This is a genomic window from Wolbachia endosymbiont (group B) of Eupithecia inturbata (assembly GCF_964030915.1).
Taxonomy (GTDB): Bacteria; Pseudomonadota; Alphaproteobacteria; order Rickettsiales; family Anaplasmataceae; genus Wolbachia.
The window spans coordinates 1,618,890-1,642,044 of sequence record NZ_OZ034987.1; the positions used below are offsets into that span (position 1 = coordinate 1,618,890).

Below are 23,155 nucleotides of genomic sequence, written 5' to 3' on the forward strand. Positions count from 1 at the left end.
ATTGCTATCTCTATAATTTCATCTTATAATAGATATACAAGCTTAAATATTTTCGTCTATAATTGGGTGTATTTTACTATCTGATTGTAGAAAGTGACTTGGAGGTATGTATGGCAGAAGATGAGTCAAATAAAAAGTCTATTTTGGCTAAGATAAAAGGCGTGTTTTTTCTTGTGCCTAAAGCACTTATTTATCCTATAAAGAAACCGTTTGCTTCAATTGATGAAATGAAGCATGATGCTAAAGTTTCATTAAAAAAGGCTGTGAGTGATGTACCTAAAGAAGAAGAGAAATATGACCCACCTATAAAAACCACAGAAGCTAGTAAGTACCTTGGCATACAAATAACAAAACAAGGAAAAGGAAAGGTAAGTTTTTTAGCGTCAAGAACTTTAACGGGGGATATACCTTACTTGAGTCCAGAGAAATTAGATAAAATAAGGAAAGATCTGCCAAATATAACTATTTCTAGAGAAGAAAACAAAATTGTAATTGAAGTTGATGTTGAGAAGATTATCCAAGAAATAAAAGATAAAAATCCAGGTATAGATGCAAAAGTAATGAAAAAGTACGCTCTTGAAGGAATTTATAATAAAATTGATTATGATCTCAAAAATTTGGCAAAAATTACTGGTGGAGAGTTTAAAGTTCACACAGACCGAAAGTTGCTGTATGATATTGCAGAAAAGTTGTATAGTGGATACGATAGTAAAAAGCAGCAGTCAAAGGAAGTTGTAAGGCCCATGGATAAAGAAAAGTCATCAGAGAAAATTCTAAATAATTGGCAAAAAGCTATTAAACAAGATTTTGAAAGTTGCGAAAGCATAAGAGGTAGGGGGAAATAAATTATGGAGAGTGTTATGAAAGAAGTTAAAATAGAGGAAAGGTATCATAGCCTAACTGTTCCTGGAGATATGTATCATTTACAACCAGAAGTTATTGCTGCAAGAAGGGCAAAAAGAATAGAAACGTTTTCAAAAAGACACCAAATGGACTATGGGTCAGTTTTGCGTGGACAAGATATACAGCTAAAAGACGTTTCAAGTCTTGAAGATGCTTCTAGCGAAGCAGCAATAAGCCCACCTTCTACACCAAATCATAAGCAAAATAGAAGAGGACCAGGAATTTAATAAAGTATGGGTAGTACAGCTTATGATGACACTAATATTTTTGCTAAGATATTAAGAGGTGAGTTGTCTTATGAGGAAATACATAAAAATGAAAATGTGCTAGCTTTTCGTGATAAGTATCCTGATGCACCAGTTCATATTCTAGTTATACCAAAAGCTCAATACGTTTCATACGATGATTTTGTTCTGAAAGCTTCCGAAGAGGAAATAGTAAGTTTTTTTAAAACTGTTAGAGAAATAGCACATAAATATAACTTAGAAAAAACAGGATATAGATTAGTTACTAATCACGGTAAAGATGGAGAGCAAGTTATACCGCACTTTCACATACATATTTTAGGTGGTAAAAGATTAGGAAAGCATGTAAATTCATAGTGTTATATGTTTTTTAAATGAGTGAATATTTAACCATATTAATTTTTATCTGTGTATCAATTGTAGTATCCTTTACTTTAGGTGTATTACCTATGTTTCTTGCAGTCAGTAACCCAGATGGTGAAAAGCTTTCTACATATGAGTGTGGCTTTAATCCTTTATCAAGAGCCAGAAAAAGTTTCGACATAAAATTTTACTTAGTTGCAATATTGTTCATAATATTCGATTTAGAAATTGCTTTTCTTTTCCCTTGGGCCGTTTCTTTATCTAAAATAAGCTATTGCGGATTTTGGTCTATGATGATATTCCTTGCAATACTTACTATAGGCTTTATTTATGAGTGGTGTAAAGGTGCGTTGGAATGGGAATAAATTTATCTAATGGCGACTGTAATCGTTACAAAAAAGAAGGTTTTCTTATCACTAAATTTGGCGATTTAATAGATTATATAATGAACTGGGCAAGGTCTGGTTCATTGTGGCCAATGACATTTGGTCTTGCATGTTGCGCAGTAGAGATGATGCACACTGCATCCAGTCGTTATGATCTTGATAGATATGGCATAATCTTTCGTGCAAGCCCAAGGCAAGCAGATGTTATGATTGTTGCTGGCACGTTAACTAATAAAATGGCAGCAGCATTGCGTAAAGTTTATGATCAAATGGCAGATCCCAAATACGTCGTCTCTATGGGAAGTTGTGCAAATGGCGGTGGCTATTATCATTATTCTTACTCAGTAGTCCGTGGTTGCGATAGAATTGTGCCAGTTGATGTGTATGTTCCTGGATGCCCTCCAACTGCTGAGGCGTTGCTATATGGAATGCTATGTCTACAAAATAAAATAAAACGAACTAAAAATATATAGCATGGATAAAACTGCAAAATACATACAAAAAAAGACTAAATGTGAATGTATTCAGAAAAATGATGGCACTATTGTAATATATTCAGCTTTGAATGACATTGAAAATCACTTACTCTTTCTACGTGATGATGAAAAGTGTAGGCTTGAATTATTAGTTGACGTTTTTGGAGTTGATTACCCAAATAGAGAAAAACGTTTCGAGCTAATATACAATTTGCTCAGCGTTGTACACAATATCAGAGTGCACATAAAGCTTCAGTTATGTGAAGGTGATATACCTCTAAGTGTAGCAAAGATATTTAACGCAGCTTCGTGGTTTGAGCGTGAAGTATTTGATATGTATGGAATAGAGTTTTCTGATCACCCAGATTTACGTAGGATTTTAACGGATTATGGATTCAAAGGTCATCCAATGTTAAAAGATTTTCCTCTCACTGGCTACGAGGAAGTAAGATACGATATAGAGGCAAAAAAGGTTGTATATAATCCTATAGACTTACCACAAGATTTTCGTATGTTTGACAGCTTATCCCCTTGGGAAGGTAGTAAAGCCACAAAAGTAAATATAAAGGAGTAGAAAATGACAGCACAAAGAAAAAAAATATCTTTGATTGGTGCAGGAAATATCGGTGGGACTCTTGCCCATATGATTGCACTAAGAGAGCTAGGAGATGTTATTTTGCTTGATGTAAGCGATGGAATACCACAAGGTAAAGCGCTTGACATTACAGAATCATCTCCTATTGATCGATCTAATGTCAATATTACTGGTACAAATAGGTATGAAGATATAAAAAACTCTGACGCAATTATAATAACTGCTGGCATTGCCAGAAAACCTGGAATGAGCAGAGATGACCTTCTGCAAACTAATGCTGCAGTAATGAAAGAGGTTGGGGAAAATATTAAAAAACATTCTCCAAACGCATTTGTAATAGTGGTTACCAATCCTTTAGATGCTATGGTTTCAGTAGTATACAAATCTTCAAGTCTGCCAACTAATATGATTGTTGGTATGGCAGGAGTGCTTGACTCTGCTCGTTTTCGTTATTTTCTTGCAAGTGAGTTAAATATTTCTGTCGAAGATGTATCTGCTTTTGTGCTTGGAGGACATGGTGACACTATGGTACCACTAATCAATTATGCTTCAATTGCTGGCATTCCACTTACCCAAATCATTGAGATGGGCTTGATTACGCGAGGAAAAGTTGATGAAATAGTTGAGCGCACTCGTAATGGTGGAAAAGAAATAGTTGATCTACTTAAATCTGGATCTGCATACTATGCTCCTGCATCTTCAGCCATAAGCATGCTAGAATCATACTTAAAAGATAAAAGGCGTATATTACCATGCGCTGCTTATCTTAATGGTGAATATGGTGTGAAAGACTTATTCATTGGTGTTCCTACTATTATTGGCAAAAATGGAGTTGAGAAAGTTCTAGAAGTTAAAATGAACGATAGTGAACAAGAGATGTTTTATAAATCTGTAAGTGCAGTAAAAGAGCTCTGTCAGCTAAATTAATTGCCCTATAGAATTTCTTTGAGCTCAAGCTTCGAAAACAGCCTAAAAAAATTATTTGTAGTTATTTTTGCTACTTGTTCCGGCGATTCATTCCATAATTCTGCTAAACAATTCACAACATATTTTACCATTGCCGGTTCATTTTTTTTTCCTCTGTAAGGTTCAGGTGATAGATAAGGTGCATCAGTTTCAACTAAAACACGCTCACGTGGCACATTTTGTGCAATTTCTCTTAGTAAGTTCGCATTTTTAAAAGTAATAATTCCAGAAAATGAAATGTATAATCCCAAGTCCATAGCCTTATAAGCAAGCTCTTTAGAAGAAGCAAAACAATGCATTACTCCACTAAAAGCGTCCTTCTTCATTTCTGAATTTAACATATCAATCATCTCACTATCAGCATTTCTAGTGTGAATAACTAAAGGTAATCCTGTTACTTTTGCCGCTTCTATATGTGATGCAAAACTTTTTTTTTGATTGCTTTTGTTATCAGATTTATAAAAATCTAATCCGGTTTCACCGATACTAATTACCTTTTTGCCCTTAGTAAATTCAATCAATTCATCAGCATTTATACACTCACCTTTTTCCACAGTAGTATCAAGCGGATGTATACCAACGGAGCAGTAGACTTGATCATAGGATGAAGAGATTTTTAATAATTTAGGGATATCATTAATGCTTATACATATGTTATGCAAAATTCTCACACCATTTTGCTCTGCTCTTGAAATTACCTTTGGTATTTCATCATCAGAAAAATAAATTAGATGACAATGAGAATCAACTATCATAAATAGATCCTTTTATGATAGAAGAAAACTCTTCTATCACTTTTTTATAAACTTCTTTTTTGAACGGTATGACACTGGCTACCAAATCATCCACATTTTGCCAACGCCACTCTTTGAACTCTGGATGATCAGTATAGTTAATATTAATATCCTTATCCTTCCCACAAAATTTCATTAAGAACCACCTTTGCTTTTGGCCAGAATATCTCCCATTCCAGCATATCGGTATAACTTCCTCGGGTAAGTTGTAATATATCCACTCTTTATTTTGAGCCACAACTTCTGCTTCATCAGTACCAACTTCCTCCAATAGCTCACGTAGCGCTGCCTGCTCTAGCTCTTCACCTTCATCAACTCCTCCTTGTGGCATCTGCCAATAAGAGTCACTATCAAAACGTTTTCCAATAAAAATATTTCCCTGTTTGTTAAATAACATTATGCCAACACAAGGGCGATACTCTTTCTCCTCACTAATCACAAATACTCTCTGTTGCTAAATTATCTATCATAGAAGTTCCAACTACTTTTTTACTATTCATTTTTTCAACAATTTTTTTTGCAACTTCTTTTGCGCTTAAGTTTGAGTTATCAATTTCAAGTGAACCTTGAGGCACAAATAGTTTCTTTCCTTTAATTCTTCTCATAGCAAAATCTGAATCAGTAATTTTTCTCTCCTGCTCTCTTTCCTTTAATTGAACGCGCTTTACTAGTTCTCCACTATTACAATATAACACCACAGGGAGAATCTCCACGTTCATTTTTTTACTTAAATTCACCACTGAGTTATATACTTTTTGATCATAGGAATCACCTTTTATCAATTCGTTTGTAAATATATAATGCTTTGATTCTATATGGTATTTTTCCAATATTGCTAACATATTCTCTCTAATCACAAAAATTTCTTCCCATATTTCACTTGTAACCTCAGCGTTTCTGAAATCAATCATATCAAATATAATATTATTAAACAGGTTATTGTCTACTATCACCCCATCAATAATATTACACAGCTCTTTTGCAATCGTAAGTTTGCCACTACCCGGAAATCCGATTAAGTAAATGATCATACCATCAGAAAACTATCATATATTACAAATATATGTATTATAAACGTTACACTAGAAACATATCAAAAACAGTTCATATTCAGAAATTTTGAGTGTATCATTACAGATAAATTATATAATTTAGAATAATGAATGGTGATACAGAATCAATAAAAAATACAATTGTAGATGTAATAGATCAAAACAAAGGTCAAGATATAGTTACTTTTGATGTACAGAATAAAACTGTCATTGCAAAATATATGATCATTGCATCCGGTGATTCGAGCCGCCATGTAAAAGCATTAGCTGAGCAAGTGATGAAAAATCTCAAGCAATATGATAAAATAGATGTAGAAGGTATGGATGAAGGTAACTGGGTGATTGTGAATTTTCAAGGTATAATGGTTCACCTATTCAGGCCAGAAGTAAGAGAATATTATAAGATAGAAGAGTTATGGAATTGATTATCCAGGTAGCTGGTATACACTTGCTCAAATGTTGTAATTTTGAAGGCAACCCTTATGAAGTTGGTGGTGTCATTCCAGTGCTTGACACTGGAATCTAGAAAACTTAATCATAAACGAGCACACTATACAACATTTTTGATGAAATTTCATAATAAACTGGATTCCAGCGTCAAGCACTGGAATGACGCCATCGTTAACAACACCGTTTACACACAAAATAACATATTATGAAACATAAATCCGAGTTTTTAAACTTCATTCAAGAAAGAGGATACCTATATCAATGTACAAACATTGATAGGTTAGACCAGCTATTATCACAAGATAATTATATAATTGCATACATTGGGTTTGATTGTACGGCACCAAGTTTGCATATTGGCAGTCTCATTCAAATCATGATGCTCCGTCACCTACAAAAATTCGGTTATAAGCCAATAATTCTACTTGGAGGTGGCACAACAAAAATTGGTGACCCATCTGGTAAAGACAAAGCAAGAAGCGTCTTGCCGATAGAAGATATCAATCAAAATATACTTGGTATAAAGAAAACCCTCGAGAAGATGATATCTTTCGATTATGGAAAAACTGGTGCAATCATAGTAAACAACGCAGATTGGTTAGATAACATAAAATATATAGACTTTTTGCGTGATATAGGGACACATTTTTCTGTAAATCGCATGTTAGGCTTTGATAGTGTGAAAATTAGGCTAGATAGGGAGCAAAATCTAAGCTTTCTCGAGTTTAATTACATGTTGTTACAAGCCTATGATTTTGTCGAGTTGAATAAAAAGTATGGCTGTCGTCTCCAGATTGGAGGGTCAGACCAATGGGGAAATATAGTAAACGGAATTGAACTTGGCAAAAAGTTAAATTTACCTGAGCTGTTTGGTCTTACCACACCTCTTTTATTAAACGCACAAGGAAAAAAGATGGGCAAAACTGAAAGTGGAGCAGTATGGCTTGATGGTAGCATGCTAAAGCCCTATGACTACTGGCAATATTTTCGCAATGTTGATGATCAAGATGTTGGTCGTTTTTTGAGACTTTTCACTGATTTATCAATTGATGAAATTAAAAAACTAGAGTCCTTGAAGGATCAAGAAACAAACGAAGCAAAAAAGGTCTTGGCAACAGAAGTGACAAAAATATGTCACGGTTGTAAAGAAGCGAAACTTGCACGATCTGCTGCAATCTCTGCTTTTGAAAATGAAGACAGTTCATTGCTTTCTGGTTACACTATCACAAGAGAACAAGTTGCAAATGGCATACTCCTGATAGACTTGCTTCATGACACCGGTTTTGAACCTTCAAAAGGTGCGGCAAAGCGTTTAATACAGGGCAATGGATGCAAAGTTAATGATAATACTATAAATGATGTTAACTATATAATAAATTCTGAGAGCTTCAAAGATCAGTCATTCATAAAATTGTCTGCAGGAAAGAAACGCCATATTAAAATTTTAGTGAGTGAAGTAAGAAAGTGAATTTGTATCTGTTCAGCAGAGTGGTAAAATAAGGTAGGCGGGAAAAGACAACTACAAGAATAAATGGGTATTATACGAGTAGCTGGCACTTTCTTTCGCACAAAAATATTGTAAAGCGCTTTCGTATTTACCAACTTAGTATCTGATCTGGAATCTCAGCACTAGGAAACCTTATTATAAAGTAATGCTAGCACTTTCTTCACGCACATTTGTTAAGACTGCTACTCCATCAACTTTAGTATTAGGCTTTAACAGTTTATATGTTACATTGCCAACCGTTAGTGCTGCTGCTGTAATTGCAGCCACTGCTATAACTATAGGTATTAACTCAGCTGTCACTGTTCGAGTTGCAAAAAGTGCCACTGCTATAGCAGTACCTAATAATGTAGCTGCCCCACCAGCAATCTGCCCTTTCTTAATTGCTGAACGATTAAGATAGTGTAAAGGAGTATTTCCCAACATATCTACTGAATTAACATCGGCACCTTTTTTTATTAGAACATTTGCTATGTTTATACTTTTAAGATGAGTAGTCTCATGTAAAGGAGTCTCTCCTCCTGCACCTTTTTCTATGAGAGAGTTCACTATATTTTCTAGGTTACAGGAAGCAGCTAAATGCAAAAGAGTCACTTTTTCACCATCTTTAAACACATAATTTATATCAAAGCCAGACTTTTCTCACTCTTCATATTCCTTTGAATATCTTTTCAGCTCATTTTGTATTTTTTCAATTACGTTATCTTTGCTTAAATCTTTGTCAACATTAACTAAACTCAATAATTCGTGCCAATTTGAAATTTCCATTGCCATAACCTTACCTTTAATTTTCAATAATGTATTTAATTATATGATAAGAAGTCAATTTAAATAAATTACACATACATGGAACTTATCAGATAAATATATAATATGAACTAGATTCCAGCGGGCTTTGTTGCATCACTATCTATGAAAGGTTAACTATACAAGCAGCTTATTGAAAATCTTATTTTTTGCAATCAATCTGATCAAATTTAAGAATAGTAATTTATTGTTTGTACTAGTAAATTTAATTCTACTTAAAATAGCTAAAGCATTGAAATTCTTGAATTCTAGCTAGATTAGTGAATGATAGTAAAACTTCTTTTACTTAAATTTAGATATTTACTGACTGTCCTTACTATAAATGCTAGAATAATAAGCTATTGATATTCTACATTTTTATCTTTTATCCATCGTAGATAGCGATTCAACAAAGCCCAATGGCGTCAACTTAAGGAAAGATGTTAAGGAGTAAAATACTGTGAAAAATAGGACCTTTGGTTTCTATTTTATTTCAATAAAGAAGATATCAGTAAAGCTGATCTATTAAGGTGTCACATAGAGGAGTGCTATAAACGACTCAAAGTAGAAGGAGAATTAGAGAATTTTTCTGGGATAAATTTAGAAACAAGAATTTTGTGCAAACTTGGTCATGTGCAATACTTCATATGTGTGATGCACAAGAGCCTTGGAACCCAGATCAAATTGCTGAGTATCGTTTAAATTTTTCAGTTTTATTTGGTGTAATGAGACAGAAACTTTATCAGGTGCTTATTAGCACCAAAAAACTTTCAAGCCCTTTTTAAAATACGCACTAAAGTTAACGTGAAGATTGTATAGCCGCAATAAAGTAGATAAGCCTAAACGCCATAATGTCTTTAGGAGAGCTTGCTAATTTATTCTCTTAAGTTAACGCCATTGCCTGAACAGATACATAAAAAAGTAGTACTTGCAAGAAAGAGTTACTTAAGAAATTAATTAACTTTGCTATTTTCTCTAACATACCTAGAAGAAATAGATACATTATCTAATGCAGTCCTAATACTAGCATTGTTCTCATTAACAACTACAGCTAGCTCACAAGCATTCAAAGTATATCTACCATATGGAAACAGTACAGTACTTACTTCAGTAAATGCATCTTGTAGCATGCTACTATTTTTAGCTCGTATTAAAATAGAATTGATACATTCATTATTACCTTTATATATAGCAAAGGCAAATGGTTTAATGACATACGTCACGCCTGGAAGCTGCACAATATCTTTAGAAGTAAGGATATTTCGTAGTGTATCACTATTTTGAACTCGTATTAAAATAGTGATACATTCGTTATTGCCTTTATATATAGCAAAGTTAAGTGGCGTTAAAGTATACGCTATAATATTTAAATACTGTACAATATTTCTAGAAGCAAGAATATCTTGTAATATACCATTTTCTTGGGCTTTTGTTAAAATAACATTAATATACCTTCCCTTATTATGATGTATGGCAAAGCCAAGCGATGTTAAGGTGTACATCAAACCATTTTGATAGTTTATAATATTTGCAGTAGTAAGAATATCTTGTAGTATACCATTGTTTTGAGCTTGTTCTAAATAGAATTAACACATTCATTATTGTCTCTATGTATAGCTAGGCTAAGCAGTGTTAAAGTGCGTCCTCCACCTGTTGGAAATCGTGTAGTATATCAAGTGATAAGAACTTTAGTAAATCATTTCCTGAAACTGCTTCCAAGATATCGCTGATGCTCCTTCCATTCCATATAGATCTTTTTAGCTAAAAATACAAATCTTTTTGTTTTCGTGTTAAATTTTGATGATTTAGCATATTCTTGTAACCTCGTTTTAAAGTCAGTGCAGTTTAATTATTCTATGTTAGTATACACCAATAGAAAAAATTTCATCATATGTTCTGGAAAAAATTTACACAGGTTAATGAGGAAACCGTAAGAGAGAGCCTAAAAAAGGTTATAGAGAAGAAAAGTGGTAAGAATGTTGGTGTAGTATCCTCAATTGTTATTAAAGGTAAAGATGTTGCTTTTGCTCTTGAAGTTACTGAGCCAAATGAAGAATTAAGAAAAAATTGTGAGCAAGCTGTTAAGGCGATACCGGGAGTAGGAAAGGTTACTGTAGTTGCTACTGGTCAAAAACAAGCTAGGCAACAAAAAGCTAAACTTCATATCGAAGGAGTGAAAAATATAATTGTCGTTGCTTCTGGTAAAGGAGGTGTGGGTAAGTCGACAGTTGCACTAAATCTAGCTCTTTCGTTAGCAGAATTAAAACATAAAGTTGCGCTAGTTGATGCAGATATATATGGTCCTTCGATTCCTAAAATGTTGGGCACTGAGAAATTAAAACCAGAAATACAGAGTGGTAAAGCAATGCCTATAGAGAAACATGGTCTCTATACTATTTCAATTGGCTATTTTATTGATAAGGACCGCGCAGTAATATGGCGTGGACCTATGATCACAAAAGCACTTTACAATTTGCTAATGGGAACAAGGTGGTCTGATATAGAATATTTAATCATTGATACACCGCCTGGCACTGGCGATGTACATTTAAGTCTGATGGAGAATTTTAGTTTAACTGGAGCAATAATAGTTTCAACTCCACAGGAGCTTGCTTTAATCGATGCACAAAAAATTTATGATATGTTCACAAAGCTCAGCGTGCCAATTATCGGCATTGTGGAAAATATGAGCTATTTTGTTCAAGATAATTCAAAAATACACATATTTGGAAAAGGTGGTGCAAAAAAAATGTCTGAAGAGCTGGGAGTCAAACTCTTGAGCAGAGTTCCTCTAGATCCGCAAATATGTAGTGCTTCTGATTGTGGAAATCCTTCAATACTAAGTGAGGATTTAGTAAGGATTTATGAAGGCATTGCTAAAGATGTTAGGTCTTTTGTATGCAGTCTATAAAGTTTTTTTAAACTACTTTTAAAATAGGTAGAATGTAATTTTAGGTGAATAAAATATTTCAAATGGCAGCAGCTACCTCGTATCTGAACAGACAATAGACTTCTTGGATAACTTAAGAAACAAGTAGTAGAAGCAATATTAGGGAAGGTATAAATTTTGAGCAGGTAAGTAAACTTGATGAAGAGAAGCTTCGAAGACTAAGAGGAGTAAAAAGAAAAACATTGGAAAAATAATAGAAATTTTAATAGAGGAAGAGGCCAAGAAAAAGGCAAGAGGAGGAAAACCAAATATATTTATTAATAGCACTCGAATATTTGTGTAAATACCGTACATATTTCCATATAGTGCAAAGCTATGGAATAAGTGAAAGTTCTTGCTAACGGCTGAATAGAAGATGCATTGATAAAACATCCAGATTTCAGAAAGATAAAGAGCTATGAAAGTTAAATAGGAGTATGCAAAAGTTTTATAAAAAGGGAATGTTCAACTCCCCCATAGAAGATCAAAAAATATCCTTAGGTTATCCAAGAAGTCTATTGTTGGTAAACATAAAAGGCTATTTGCCTTTTTATCTAGTTTATGCAGGAGGTCTATATTTATTGTTGAGTGTGATTTTAGGCATTTCTGCTAAAACGCAACTTTTAAATCGCCAAAATTTCTCCTTGCCTTTACTAATTCCGATTCTTGGAGTGCACACATAATCTGGTTTGAGGTGATATTCATAGAGACAAAATTCATGACTTATAGTAAGGTCTTGTTTATTATGTTCTTTTGTAATGTTTAATTTTTTGCACAGTATGCCTGGCCCGCCTAAATTTGCTTCAAGCGGTTCAGTGAGCTTTAATCCTCGTATTAACACTGCTGCTGGGAATCCTTCTGCTTCTGTTACAATATTTAGACAATAGTACATTCCATATATAAAATATACGTACGAAAACCCTGGCGTACCAAACATTACTGAGGTTCGATTAGTATAGCCTCTTGCTGCATGACAAGCTGGGTCATCCATTCCTATATACGCTTCAACTTCAGTTATTATTCCACTAAAATTAGAAAATTTCAGAATCTTCCCTAGCAGCTCCCCAGCTACGGTTAAAGTTGGCCGTTCATAGAAATTTCTTGGTAATATTGTGTTATTCATCATAGAAGTACAAGTTACTTACATTTGTAAGCAAGTTATACTATTTTTGCTTTTTCTTATTTATTTAGTCAAGAGCATCTCTGAGAAGTAGAAGTTGGTGTTGTTGTCACATTTGTTACATCTGTTGAAGGCTGCTGTAAAACCTTGACTGATTCAGAGCTCTTTTGTTGCAATTGCGGTACTAACGCTTCATATAAAGATTTTGGTTCACGTCTCTTACCTATTTTGACTTCTTTATTTGCACGCAACTGCTCTGCAGTAACACCGTTGCCTTCAAGGAGAGTTACACCATTATTACCATCAATGTTAACTTTAATTTTGCATTCTCTTCCATCAACATACCACTTTAAAGTCATTTCATATAACCCACTAATTATTTCATAAACTCTTTCCTCATTATCACTATCATTATTAATATAGCAACATGCCCCCCTCTTTTTTTCTTGATTAGGATGACAAAATGTAATTGTTCTTACACCATACTCTTTACATATACTACCGCCTAGAAGTTTAGCTATATCTACTCCTTCTTTATTGGCATGTAGCACAACTCTCACGGTGGGGTAAACAATATTACCTTCCCTTTTGCCTTCTTTTATCATTATGGACTCTATGGTATATACCTTCGATATCTCTGCCTTAATTTGGTCAGCAATCTTGCCTACAATCTCTTTACCATGATAGTGAGATTCTCCTTTCTTCGGAGAAAAAGGTTCTTTGTTTGTAGTATTAGTGTCTGGATCATTCTGTAACTTAAAGAATTTATCCCATTCTTCATCACTGTCTAATTTAATATATTCACGCTTGTTCTTGCCTGATACTGCATTCTGAATACTAGACGATCCTTCTGTTACAGTTTTACCAGAGCTATTGCCTTTACCTTTTAGAAGAACAAGATGCTCTTCTGACCTTTCTTCCTTACTCAACTTTGAAGCTGCATCACCAAAAGAAGGTTTCTCTACTATATGCGTGTAAGAACTTTTAACTCTACTCTCATTATCAGGTACTGTAGTAGCCCAAAAAAGCTTTTTAATATAATCTAACATATGCTACCTCTTACCATTAACTAAATATCAGTATGCAAACTTTGCTATAGCTAATCAATAACTAAATTTACTCCAAATAAAATGAGCTGATAAAAAGGTATAAATTGAGATTAGGTAAAGCTTTTGGTATAATATCTAGTTAATTTTGAATAGGCAGGTGATCTCAGCTACAAAGACGTTTTTTATCTCATTTATTTTTGGGTTTATTCTCTTTCCCTATTTTATAAAACTTCTAAAAAAGATAAGTAAAGATGGACAACCAATCAGATCATATGGACCAGAAAGTCATTTAATAACAAAAAAGAATATACCACCTATGGGTGGAATAATAATACTAACTTCTGCTTTATTACCAATCCTGCTTTGGACTCAATTAACACCAGAAATTTCATTGCTGGTATTTATAACTCTATTTTTTGCTCTACTTGGATTTATTGATGACTATTTAAAATTGAAGACAAATCACCACCGAGGTTTAAGTGCAAAAACCAAAATACTTATTCAGTTTGTCGTTACTCTGGTCTGTATGTTTATACTTAAGCTACAATCTGCTGAAGGTTTTACAAAAATTTCTCTATTTAGAGAAGTAGCAATCGACCTTGGCTATCTATATATTCCGTTTGCTGCATTTGTAATTGTCGGCTCTTCTAATGCTGTGAATCTTACAGATGGCCTAGATGGCCTTGCTGCAACTCAAGCCATTACTTCCTTTGCTTTTTTGGGGCTAATTGCATACATAACTCAGGCAGATGTAAACATTACTTTATTCTGCATTGCATTTATAGGAGCTATTTTAAGTTTCTTGTGGTTTAACACACATCCAGCAAAAATATTTATGGGTGATGTTGGAAGCCTATCAATCGGTGCAGCTTTAGGACTCACTAGTGTTCTAATTAAAAAAGAAATGCTTTTTGCCGTTATTGGAATAATCTTTGTAATAGAGACTTTATCTGTGATTATTCAGGTATCATATTTTAAATATACAAAATTTAGATATGGAGCAGGAAGAAGAATTTTCCTTATGACACCAATACATCATCACTTTGAAAAGAAAGGGTGGTCAGAAAATACAATAGTTATAAAATTTTGGATAATTTCTATCGTTTGTTCGATTTTTGCTTTAACTTTCTTATTATAGGAACTATGAAATATCCAGATTTCACATTAGAAAATACATTATCAGGAATTATAGCAGGAGTAGATGAAGTTGGAAGAGGTCCGCTTGCCGGTCCAGTGATATCTGCAGCTGTAATATTTACTGATAGAGATACGGTTATTGATGGAATAAACGACTCAAAAAAGCTAACCCCTAAGTGTAGGCAAGTTCTATACGAAAAAATAACGTCTGTTGCAAAATTTGGTATAGGAATGGCAAGCGTAGAAGAAATAAACTCATACAATATTTTGCAAGCAACAAAGCTTTCAATGAAACGTGCGTTGGCAAACTTGAATCTAGAACTAGATTATGTGCTAGTTGATGGTAACCAACCACTTGAAGTGAAATGGCAAACAAAGTCTGTAGTGAATGGTGATAGTTTAAGTATATCAATTGCAGCCGCTTCAATCGTTGCAAAAGTTACAAGAGATCGACTTATGGAAGAATTGCACAATAAACATCCTCAATATAATTGGTATAAAAATAAAGGATATGGAACAAAAGAACACCTCAGCGCTATTGGCCTTCATGGAATTACGAAGCACCATAGAAAGAATTTTGCACCTATAAGAATACTATAGCCTTTAATCACTTACCTTTTTTGAAAGGTATGTTTTCATTAAACAGGCAGACTGTACTTGATCCGTTTCTTAAGGTAAATACCGAGCTTACTCTTTCAATTATCAGGTAGTCATCAACTGTACGAAAATTTATCAAGGATTCATATCCTGCAGAATCAACCATAAAAACTGCCGGGAAATCAGAGTTTATTTTATTAAATTGTAGATATGTAAATTTTCCGTCATCAAAAACCTTAATTGGTATTATTGATTGACTGCCTTTAATGTGCGAGATGGAATAGTTAAAATTCAAGCCTTTCTTTATAACCTCAATATCACTTATATCAGGGATAGTGGTATGACTAGCTTGCTCTAGAATATCACCGTTACTCGTTGAATAAATTTCATCACTGTTGAACAGTGGATAAAGAAACCTTACTTCATATGCTAACCTTGGATCATCTAGCCCGTTTGCTTCTTCAGCATGAAATTCGAAATAATAAACTCTTTTATTGGTAATTATAGTTGCATTAGTATCGGCAATATCATCTATAGGCTTAATAAATAATCTATTACCTTGAGGAAGGAGTTGCCAACCGGTTGCATCACCCATTGAAAGACTCTCTATTACCTCCCCTGGCTCAAACAATATGCTGGATTGATAACCATAAAAGCCCGTGTACTTATGTATAGCCTGTGGATTATAATTCATTACCTTTATGTGGTTATCACCAGCTATTGGTCTTGGTTCCTGTTTTGCAAGTGCATAACCACCACAAAAAAATAATAGTGCAACAAAGAGTACCCTAATCATAGTATCAAAATAAACTGATCTTTATTTTATCATTGATAGACATGTACCGCAACTATCAAACTATCCCAGTAGTAAGCGACAGAAAATGCAAGCTTCATAATAATTCATTACTGCAGGAAAAAGGGAAGTGTTAAATAAACTGTGTCAAACCTCCATTTTTTGTTTCTATTTTATTTTTACTTCTCGGTTTGACACAGTTTATTTAACACTCCCTGCAAAGAAATTAACTACAGATTTTATGTCTAAGTTACTCCACAAAATTTTTCCTTTCCTTATCCAAGATTCAAATTTATAGTATCGATTCCCTTTTATGAAATATGAAGCCATCTCAAGTTATAGTTAAGCCTATATTCAGTGAATTACTTTCACAAGTGCAATTGATTTTAGTGTTATACTGTTCTAACAGTAAAGAAGTCATATAGATAATAATGTCTTTTGTATCCAAACGAATATCATTTTTTTTTGTTAATTTGCTCACTAATAATGTACTTATTGATTTATGTTCATTTACTACTTTTATAGTGAGTAGTGTTTTATCTTCTGTTTTAGTCAGTAAAATAGACACTAATTCAATTTGTGCCACTGCACTGATTATAGTTATCACCATATTGGAAATTATCTTATTTATTTTTTCAATTAAGTTTTCTGTAGGACATTCACTTACTCTCCACTGAAGCTTTACTTTTTTTTTAATAAATAATTTTCTATATTGGATTTAGTCTTAACAAAGCTGCAATTATCTGATGAATGAGAATACGCTTGCTTCATAACTTTATATTTATATATTAAATCATCGGAGCTTTCTTTAAGCAATGACAATGCTTCGTTTTGCATATTAGGGTTGTTTTCTTCAAGCTCTTCCAATCCACCCACTATTCCTTGCATAGAACTAGCAAAATCATGAAGAATTCGTCCTGATAGGCACTCTGTTATTAACATTATGTTTTTATTCATTGGATAAAAGTATAAATGATTTAAGTTAACCCTATATTGGTAGGCATGTAGTAGTCAATTTAAGAGAAAGTTTCGTTGCGCTTTTTGTGTCAAAGCATTAATGTAGTATTAATAATTATAAGATTTGTGAAGGCGTTATGAATACTTATGCTAAATCTGGAATAGACCTTAAACTATATAATGAACTAATAAAAAAAGTTAAACCTATTATTGAAAAGACTAAAGGAGAAGAAGTAATTAGTGAAGTAGGATCATTTTCCGCATTGTTTGACTTTTCTTCGCTGAGTAAGAAATACGACCATCCAGTACTTGTTTCCTCAACTGATGGAGTGGGCACAAAACTATTAATAGCTCAAGAGGTGAATAAGCATGATACTATAGGTATAGACTTAGTTGCAATGTGTGTAAATGATTTACTTGCACAAGGAGCAACACCTTTATTTTTCCTTGATTACTTTGCAACAGGCGTTTTAAACAAAAACGTTTTATTGTCTGTAATCCAGGGCATTGCAGAAGGGTGCAAGGAATCTAAAATAGCATTAGTTGGTGGAGAAACTGCAGAAATGCCTGGAATGTATGGTAACAATCACTATGACCTTGCAGGGTTTGTGGTTGGTGTTGTTGATCGAAAGCAAATTCTTCCAAATTGTAGTATAATGAAAGCAGGTGACTGTGTAGTTGGTTTAGAATCAAATGGAATTCACTCAAATGGATTTTCTTTGGTGCGCCATATTTTTAAAAGCTTAGGTATAAATTATAATGATATATCTCCATGGAATAATAAATCTTGGGGTGAAATATTACTTAAGCCAACAAAGATATATGTTGATTCTTTGTTGCCTATTATGCCAAAGGTAAAAGGCATTGCGCATATAACAGGTGGCGGGTTAATAGACAATATTCCAAGAATTCTCTCAGAAAATTTATTTGTAGACATAAATATTAATTCTTGGAAATGGCCAGATATATTTTTATGGCTGAAAGAAGAAGGCAAAATAGAAAAGAGAGAAATGTTAAAAACATTTAATTGCGGCATAGGTATAGTACTGATTGTAGATCCCGATAATATGAAGGATGTGGAAAGCCATTTCCAAAAGCGTGGAGAAAAAATTGAGATTATTGGAAAACTTGATGAGGCATGTAACCCTCCACTTGATAGAGTAGTATTTAGTTAGTCTAACTTTACTGACAGTCTTTTTGCAACTTCTGAGTATGCTTCCTTTAAGTTTCCTAGATTTAAACGGAAAACATCTTTGTCTAGCTTTTTATGCGTATTTTTATCCCATAGCCTACAATTATCAGGGCTGATTTCATCGGCTAAAATGATTTTAGTGCTGTTGTTTATCAATTTGCCAAATTCTAACTTGAGATCAACTAAATATATATTTGCATTTGAAAATAGGTCGACTAAGATTTTGTTGATCTTTAAAGTTGTAGTTTTAACTTCTTCCATTTCTTTATGGGATAACCAACCAAAATATAATATGTGATTTTCATTCACCATTGGGTCGGCTAGGTCATCATTTTTGTAAAAAAACTCGATTATAGGAGATGTAAGTGTCTCACCTTCTTTGATATTAAAACGTTTGCAAAAGCTGCCAGCTGCAATGTTTCTAACCACTATCTCAAGAGGTATTATCTTGAGTTTTTTGACTAGCTGTTCTCTTTCGTTTAGAGTGTTTATAAAGTGCGTGCTAATTCCTGCTTCTTCAAGCTTTTCCATGATAAAAGCACTAACATGATTATTAATTATTCCTTTGCCCTCAATAATTTCATATTTTTCCTTGTTGAACGCTGTAACATCATCTTTAAAGTACTGTATAACAGTTGATGAGTCTTCAGTTTCAATAATGACTTTGGCTTTACCTTCGTATATCGTTTTATTCAGTGACATATTTAATTTAACTATGTATCATATCAATTTACTGTTCTTAGAGTATAGCCCCAAATAACTTAAAATAAACCTTAATGGCGTTCAATGTTACAATATTAACCATATTTCCAGAAATGTTCCCCGGATTTTTGAACTATTCTCTTACTGGAAGAGCGTTGGAAAAAAAAATATGGAATCTTGAAATAGTAAATATTCGTTCTTTTGCTAAAGATAAACATTCAACTATAGATGATGTTCCATATGGAGGTGGAGCAGGGATGGTTATGCGCCCAGATGTGATTGGTAATGCAGTTGATAATGTGCTTTCTGCTCATAAAAATACTAGATTTATTTATATGACTCCATCTGGTACAAAATTTAATCAGAGCATTGCAAAGGAGCTAACAGAAATTCCTCATGTAACAATATTGTGTGGTCGATTTGAAGGTGTTGACCAAAGAGTAATTGATGTGTATACTCCTTATGAGTTAAGTATTGGAGATTATATACTTTCGGGAGGTGAGCCAGCTGCAATGGTGGTTCTTGATGCATGTATTAGGCTTCTTCCAGGTGTAGTAAATAATTTCGATAGCGTTGCTGAAGAAAGTTTTAGTTATAGTGGTGGTATGCTTGAATATCCTCAATATACTAGGCCTGAGCAGTGGAGTAGGTACAAAGTTCCTAAGGTTCTGTTGTCTGGCAATCACAGAAAAATAAGTGATTGGAGAAGGGAACAGTCATATGTTAGAACAAAGGAACGTCGACCTGAATTGTTGAATGGAGATGATAAATGACAAACTTACTTGAAAAATTTAACGAACAACAAATACAAAGGTTAGCCAAAGAGATGCCAGCTTTTTGTCCTGGCGATGATTTGAAGGTCACTTTTAAGGTAGTTGATAGTACGGGTGAGCGTATACAGATATTTGAGGGCGTATGTATATCAAAAAGAAATCGTGGATTACACTCTTCTTTTTCAGTTAGAAAGGTAAGTCATGGAGAAAGTATAGTATCACAATTTTTTGTTTACTCTCCTGCATTAATTTCAGTACAAGTGATGAGAAAGGGAAAGGTCCGTAGAGCAAAATTATATTATCTGTGCAAGCTATTTGGGAAAGCTGCAAGGATCAAAGAACGTACTACTTATGTTAAAAAAAAATCTAAGTAGATACAATAGGGAGTGATGTCAATTGTATCATCTCAAAACTCTCTCTTATTATCCCAGTGTGTGGCGCACAACTGTACTTTGCCTCCTGCTGTGGTGTCATCCCAATGTTTGACACTGGGATCCAGATTCTCCTTTTGGTTTGTGCTTTCATGGAAAATATAAAAATTATTTGCAGGCAAAGCCTGTTAGATCTCAGTGTCAAGCACTGGAAAAAGGGGAAAGTCTTTTCAAATCCTCATGTAAAGAAAAGTAAATGGGTATAATAAAGAAAAACTTCCTTAAGTTACTTCAATCTAAGCGCGTACATGCTCGTGTAAAAAGAAAAAATAAAAAGAACAGCATTTTATGCTTTTGCTCTTTTACAGCACTGATTGTCTCAATTGGGTGTCCTATATGTATATTACTAAGTATATTAGTTAACTCTTACAGTGCTTTAACAGTAACGAAAATTTTATTGCCAGTTGAAATAAATGCTGATCTTATTTTAACTAATAATCCTGGTGATTTACGATATAAGTCCATTAGACTACTCAATAACTCTTTACATAAAGTGTTTGAAGGAATTGACTTTAAAGACAGTGACGAAATTTTAAGTCGTAACTCTTACAAGGAGCTAGAGAGGTTTTTTCTTAAGAGAGTAAAAAATAGTGGTGAATATGAGATTTGGTTTACCGCATCGAGTGTGATCAATTCACTATATAAAAATAAATGTTTGAATGATCATTATGCTAAATTACTTGATTGGTTAAAAGAGAAGGGAAGAGTAAGAAAATTTTTTAATAAGTCTCTGTTTCTTAAGTCTGATTCTTGTGAGCCTGAGAATGCAGGGATTTTAGGGGCATTTATCGGTTCATTAATGACAATTATAGTATGCTTAGCGTTGGCATTGCCAATAGGAATTATGTCAGGTATCTGTCTTTATGAATTTATGCCTAGAAATAGGCTAATAACAAGTATTGTAGAAATTAGCATGAATAACCTTGCTGCAGTGCCTTCGATAATATTTGGTGTGGTAGGACTGACTCTCTACTTGGGCATATTTGGTTTACCCCGTTCTTCACCGCTTGTTGGCGGGATGACTCTTTCATTTATGATGCTGCCTAATATTATTATTGCAACAAAAAATGCCTTTACAAACGTTCCTATTGCAATAAAAGATGCAGCGTTTGCGCTAGGTGCACCTCACATCAAGGTGATATTGGATCACTCTTTACCGATTGCGTTGCCACGGATAATACATGGTGCAGTGCTTGCAATTGCAAGGATTTTAGGCGAATCTTCCCCTTTACTTATGATAGGCATGGTAGCATTTATTGCTGATACACCTACATCCTTCTTCGATCCGGCAACTGTTTTACCTGTACAAATATACATATGGTCAAGTAGTCCTGAAATTGCATTTATTGAGCTTGCTGCCATTGCAATTATAGCTTTATTGTTAATGCTATTTGCTTTGAATTTAATAGCAAATTTTGTAAAAAGAAAGTTCGAGTTTTTTGATTCATGAAAATTACAATCCTATCTGGTTATGGCTTAAATTGCGAAAAAGAAACTGCATTTGCATTTATGGAATGCAGCAGAAAGCTTGGTATTAATAATATTGAAGTAAAAATCGTTCACATTAATGATATTATAGATAATCCAAGTGAACTGAAATTAAGCAATATACTTGCAATTCCAGGAGGTTTTTCCTATGGTGATGATACTGGTGCTGGTAATGCATTTGCTTTGCGTATAAAAAACAACTTGTTAGACGAATTTCAAAATTTCTTATCTCAGGATAAGCTTATTATAGGGATATGTAATGGTTGCCAGATATTAGTAAAATTAGTTCCAGAATTCTCTAATCTAGCTTTAACCTCTAATGATATAGGTAATTACCAATGTCGTTGGATTAGAGTGAGAGTTAATCCGCAGAGTAGTTCTGTTTGGCTACGGGGCCTGAGTGAGCTATATCTTCCTGTTGCTCATGGAGAAGGCAGGTTTTTTATGGATCAAGATATTTTAAATCAATTGATTGAAAATAATTCCGTTGCACTGCGTTACGTTGATGAAAATGGTGACTATGCAAATTTACAATTTCCTTACAATCCAAACGGATCTATATACGACCTGGCAGCTTTGTCAGACAAAAGTGGTAGAGTTTTAGCTTTAATGCCTCACCCAGAGAGAGGAATATTTTTTACTCAGCAGGACAACTGGCCTCTTGAAAAAGAAAAATGTAAACGTTCAGGAGTGGCTATGCCAAAATATGGTGATGGAATGCTCATATTTGAGAATGCACTAAAATATTTTGCGTAAGTATTACAATACGTTACATACAACAAGTTTTTAAGCCATACAAAGTTACTTTCCTTTGTTATGACAATAAATCCTTATCTTTGATCTGCAGAGTAGCTTTCTCTAACGTTAGGGATATAATTGTTCCACTTTCCAATTGCTTTTCTCAACAAGAGTATATCTAAATCTAGTGTGTCTCCTATATTCACCTTCTTGCCAAAATTCAATTACCTTTGGGATTACGCAAAATCCCACCCAAAAGTCAGGACGAGAAACTTGTGTATTGTGAAATTCTTTCTCTTTCAATTCTATAGCCTGCTCAAAATCTTGCCAATTTTTCAGAACTCTTGATTGTTTTGAGCACCACGCGCTAATTTGACTATCACGTGCTCGAGAAGAGAAATATTCGTCAGCCTTTTTGCCGCTTAGAAGCCTAACTTCTCCTTCAATTCGTACTTGTCTAGAAAATTCTGTCCAATGAAATACGAGTGCAGCTTTGGGGTTCTCAGTCAATTCTTTTCCTTTTCTACTGTTTGCGTTAGTGAAGAACACAAAACCTTCTTTACTATACTCCTTTAGTAATACCACTCTTGCAGATGGAATGCAGTCTTTGCTACACGTTGCTAGCGTCATTGCAGTTGACTCTTTACACGGAAAATTAAGTACTTCTTGATACCACTTTGAAAACAAATCAAAAGGATCTTTTTCAGGTAAGAGTGTCATATGCAAAAA

Annotated in this window: 30 protein-coding genes and 2 pseudogenes; 19 read left to right on the plus strand and 13 right to left on the minus strand. The window is 33.8% G+C overall.

Annotation, left to right across the window (positions count from 1 at the left end; translation table 11 throughout):
* Positions 1–110 precede the first annotated feature (110 nt).
* The 7 genes from ACQH21_RS07830 to mdh are packed head-to-tail and all read left to right on the plus strand — an operon-like array spanning position 111 to position 3,895.
* On the plus strand, positions 111–845 hold the full coding sequence (locus tag ACQH21_RS07830; protein ID WP_395460882.1) for a hypothetical protein: 735 nt from the start codon (positions 111–113) through the stop codon (positions 843–845).
* A 3-nt stretch (positions 846–848) separates the two neighbouring features.
* Positions 849–1,130 (plus strand): hypothetical protein, encoded by a 282-nt coding sequence (locus ACQH21_RS07835; protein ID WP_010403548.1) that lies wholly within the window; start codon positions 849–851, stop codon positions 1,128–1,130.
* A gap of 6 nt (positions 1,131–1,136) precedes the next feature.
* On the plus strand, positions 1,137–1,505 hold the full coding sequence (locus tag ACQH21_RS07840; RefSeq protein ID WP_006014413.1) for an HIT domain-containing protein: 369 nt from the start codon (positions 1,137–1,139) through the stop codon (positions 1,503–1,505).
* A 17-nt stretch (positions 1,506–1,522) separates the two neighbouring features.
* Entirely contained in the window at positions 1,523–1,876 is a 354-nt protein-coding gene (locus ACQH21_RS07845; protein WP_064085468.1) for an NADH-quinone oxidoreductase subunit A, read from the plus strand.
* Positions 1,867–2,370: a NuoB/complex I 20 kDa subunit family protein gene (locus ACQH21_RS07850; RefSeq protein WP_425384198.1), complete on the plus strand. Its 504-nt coding sequence runs from the start codon at positions 1,867–1,869 to the stop codon at positions 2,368–2,370. Before ACQH21_RS07845 ends, ACQH21_RS07850 begins: the two co-directional genes overlap by 10 nt.
* A 1-nt stretch (position 2,371) precedes the next feature.
* Positions 2,372–2,947: an NADH-quinone oxidoreductase subunit C gene (locus tag ACQH21_RS07855; RefSeq protein WP_425384199.1), complete on the plus strand. Its 576-nt coding sequence runs from the start codon at positions 2,372–2,374 to the stop codon at positions 2,945–2,947.
* A 3-nt stretch (positions 2,948–2,950) separates the two neighbouring features.
* The gene (gene mdh, locus ACQH21_RS07860; RefSeq protein WP_211907691.1) at positions 2,951–3,895 is read left to right on the plus strand and encodes a malate dehydrogenase; all 945 of its coding nucleotides are present in this window, start codon (positions 2,951–2,953) and stop codon (positions 3,893–3,895) included.
* A 5-nt stretch (positions 3,896–3,900) separates the two neighbouring features.
* On the opposite strand, the gene ACQH21_RS07865 is transcribed toward mdh, so the two are convergent.
* Genes ACQH21_RS07865 through ACQH21_RS07875 form a run of 3 tightly spaced genes read right to left on the minus strand, consistent with a single transcriptional unit; the run spans position 3,901 to position 5,759 of the window.
* Positions 3,901–4,689, minus strand: a complete 789-nt coding sequence (locus tag ACQH21_RS07865; RefSeq protein ID WP_425384200.1) for a TatD family hydrolase — start codon at positions 4,687–4,689, stop codon at positions 3,901–3,903.
* Positions 4,679–5,167 (minus strand): RNA pyrophosphohydrolase, encoded by a 489-nt coding sequence (locus tag ACQH21_RS07870; protein WP_425384201.1) that lies wholly within the window; start codon positions 5,165–5,167, stop codon positions 4,679–4,681. Before ACQH21_RS07870 ends, ACQH21_RS07865 begins: the two co-directional genes overlap by 11 nt.
* The gene (locus ACQH21_RS07875; protein ID WP_064085464.1) at positions 5,160–5,759 is read right to left on the minus strand and encodes an AAA family ATPase; all 600 of its coding nucleotides are present in this window, start codon (positions 5,757–5,759) and stop codon (positions 5,160–5,162) included. Before ACQH21_RS07875 ends, ACQH21_RS07870 begins: the two co-directional genes overlap by 8 nt.
* Before the next feature lie 128 nt (positions 5,760–5,887).
* On the opposite strand from ACQH21_RS07875, the gene rsfS reads away from it, so the two are divergent.
* Together rsfS and tyrS are read left to right on the plus strand one after the other, a co-directional pair.
* Positions 5,888–6,205, plus strand: a complete 318-nt coding sequence (gene rsfS, locus ACQH21_RS07880) for a ribosome silencing factor (protein ID WP_064085463.1) — start codon at positions 5,888–5,890, stop codon at positions 6,203–6,205.
* A 230-nt stretch (positions 6,206–6,435) separates the two neighbouring features.
* Complete coding sequence (gene tyrS, locus ACQH21_RS07885) at positions 6,436–7,698, plus strand: tyrosine--tRNA ligase (RefSeq protein WP_264336526.1); 1,263 nt, start codon at positions 6,436–6,438, stop codon at positions 7,696–7,698.
* Positions 7,699–7,872: 174 nt separating this feature from the next.
* Here the strand turns inward: tyrS and ACQH21_RS07890 are convergent, their stop codons facing one another.
* Positions 7,873–8,349, minus strand: coding sequence for an ankyrin repeat domain-containing protein (locus ACQH21_RS07890; RefSeq protein WP_425384202.1), 477 nt, complete (start codon positions 8,347–8,349; stop codon positions 7,873–7,875).
* 27 nt (positions 8,350–8,376) lie between these two features.
* A complete protein-coding gene (locus ACQH21_RS07895; protein WP_281277883.1) occupies positions 8,377–8,508 on the minus strand; it encodes a hypothetical protein in 132 nt (43 codons plus the stop codon).
* 504 nt (positions 8,509–9,012) lie between these two features.
* Between ACQH21_RS07895 and ACQH21_RS07900 the strand changes: the two are divergent.
* A pseudogene (locus ACQH21_RS07900) lies at positions 9,013–9,394 on the plus strand (IS4-like element ISWosp8 family transposase); the annotation flags it as partial.
* Between the two features lie 79 nt (positions 9,395–9,473).
* Here ACQH21_RS07900 and ACQH21_RS07905 read toward each other — a convergent pair.
* Positions 9,474–10,022, minus strand: coding sequence for a WD_0033/WD_0034 family tandem repeat-containing protein (locus ACQH21_RS07905; RefSeq protein WP_425384553.1), 549 nt, complete (start codon positions 10,020–10,022; stop codon positions 9,474–9,476).
* Positions 10,023–10,411: 389 nt separating this feature from the next.
* On the opposite strand from ACQH21_RS07905, the gene ACQH21_RS07910 reads away from it, so the two are divergent.
* Entirely contained in the window at positions 10,412–11,431 is a 1,020-nt protein-coding gene (locus ACQH21_RS07910) for a P-loop NTPase (RefSeq protein WP_353278828.1), read from the plus strand.
* A gap of 149 nt (positions 11,432–11,580) precedes the next feature.
* Positions 11,581–11,808, plus strand: a pseudogene (locus ACQH21_RS07915) (IS5/IS1182 family transposase); the annotation flags it as partial.
* 200 nt (positions 11,809–12,008) lie between these two features.
* On the opposite strand, the gene ACQH21_RS07920 reads toward ACQH21_RS07915, so the two are convergent.
* On the minus strand, positions 12,009–12,572 hold the full coding sequence (locus ACQH21_RS07920) for a DNA-3-methyladenine glycosylase (protein ID WP_010403621.1): 564 nt from the start codon (positions 12,570–12,572) through the stop codon (positions 12,009–12,011).
* A gap of 68 nt (positions 12,573–12,640) precedes the next feature.
* A complete protein-coding gene (locus ACQH21_RS07925) occupies positions 12,641–13,618 on the minus strand; it encodes a hypothetical protein (RefSeq protein ID WP_425384203.1) in 978 nt (325 codons plus the stop codon).
* Between the two features lie 157 nt (positions 13,619–13,775).
* On the opposite strand from ACQH21_RS07925, the gene mraY reads away from it, so the two are divergent.
* The gene (gene mraY / locus ACQH21_RS07930) at positions 13,776–14,756 is read left to right on the plus strand and encodes a phospho-N-acetylmuramoyl-pentapeptide-transferase (protein WP_425384204.1); all 981 of its coding nucleotides are present in this window, start codon (positions 13,776–13,778) and stop codon (positions 14,754–14,756) included.
* Positions 14,757–14,761: 5 nt separating this feature from the next.
* Positions 14,762–15,355: a ribonuclease HII gene (locus ACQH21_RS07935; RefSeq protein WP_425384205.1), complete on the plus strand. Its 594-nt coding sequence runs from the start codon at positions 14,762–14,764 to the stop codon at positions 15,353–15,355.
* A 7-nt stretch (positions 15,356–15,362) separates the two neighbouring features.
* On the opposite strand, the gene virB9 is transcribed toward ACQH21_RS07935, so the two are convergent.
* From virB9 to ACQH21_RS07950, 3 genes are all read right to left on the minus strand, one after another.
* Positions 15,363–16,148, minus strand: a complete 786-nt coding sequence (gene virB9, locus ACQH21_RS07940) for a P-type conjugative transfer protein VirB9 (protein ID WP_425384206.1) — start codon at positions 16,146–16,148, stop codon at positions 15,363–15,365.
* A gap of 328 nt (positions 16,149–16,476) precedes the next feature.
* A complete protein-coding gene (locus ACQH21_RS07945; protein WP_125855783.1) occupies positions 16,477–16,842 on the minus strand; it encodes a histidine phosphotransferase family protein in 366 nt (121 codons plus the stop codon).
* A complete protein-coding gene (locus ACQH21_RS07950; RefSeq protein ID WP_012481935.1) occupies positions 16,827–17,102 on the minus strand; it encodes a hypothetical protein in 276 nt (91 codons plus the stop codon). Before ACQH21_RS07950 ends, ACQH21_RS07945 begins: the two co-directional genes overlap by 16 nt.
* 137 nt (positions 17,103–17,239) lie before the next feature.
* Here ACQH21_RS07950 and purM point away from each other — a divergent pair, with 137 nt between their 5' ends.
* On the plus strand, positions 17,240–18,277 hold the full coding sequence (gene purM, locus ACQH21_RS07955) for a phosphoribosylformylglycinamidine cyclo-ligase (RefSeq protein ID WP_006014063.1): 1,038 nt from the start codon (positions 17,240–17,242) through the stop codon (positions 18,275–18,277).
* On the opposite strand, the gene purC is transcribed toward purM, so the two are convergent.
* Positions 18,274–18,996: a phosphoribosylaminoimidazolesuccinocarboxamide synthase gene (purC, locus tag ACQH21_RS07960; protein WP_264377528.1), complete on the minus strand. Its 723-nt coding sequence runs from the start codon at positions 18,994–18,996 to the stop codon at positions 18,274–18,276. The two genes, purM and purC, sit on opposite strands and share 4 nt — an antisense overlap.
* A gap of 74 nt (positions 18,997–19,070) precedes the next feature.
* Here purC and trmD point away from each other — a divergent pair, with 74 nt between their 5' ends.
* From trmD to ACQH21_RS07980, 4 genes are all read left to right on the plus strand, one after another.
* Positions 19,071–19,769, plus strand: a complete 699-nt coding sequence (trmD, locus tag ACQH21_RS07965) for a tRNA (guanosine(37)-N1)-methyltransferase TrmD (protein ID WP_425384207.1) — start codon at positions 19,071–19,073, stop codon at positions 19,767–19,769.
* Positions 19,766–20,143: a 50S ribosomal protein L19 gene (rplS, locus tag ACQH21_RS07970; RefSeq protein WP_007302278.1), complete on the plus strand. Its 378-nt coding sequence runs from the start codon at positions 19,766–19,768 to the stop codon at positions 20,141–20,143. Before trmD ends, rplS begins: the two co-directional genes overlap by 4 nt.
* Before the next feature lie 253 nt (positions 20,144–20,396).
* On the plus strand, positions 20,397–21,650 hold the full coding sequence (locus tag ACQH21_RS07975; protein WP_064085769.1) for a PstA family ABC transporter permease: 1,254 nt from the start codon (positions 20,397–20,399) through the stop codon (positions 21,648–21,650).
* Entirely contained in the window at positions 21,647–22,444 is a 798-nt protein-coding gene (locus ACQH21_RS07980) for a phosphoribosylformylglycinamidine synthase subunit PurQ (RefSeq protein WP_064085770.1), read from the plus strand. Before ACQH21_RS07975 ends, ACQH21_RS07980 begins: the two co-directional genes overlap by 4 nt.
* A gap of 108 nt (positions 22,445–22,552) precedes the next feature.
* Here the strand turns inward: ACQH21_RS07980 and pdxH are convergent, their stop codons facing one another.
* Complete coding sequence (gene pdxH / locus ACQH21_RS07985; RefSeq protein WP_265025174.1) at positions 22,553–23,146, minus strand: pyridoxamine 5'-phosphate oxidase; 594 nt, start codon at positions 23,144–23,146, stop codon at positions 22,553–22,555.
* Positions 23,147–23,155: the final 9 nt, after the last annotated feature.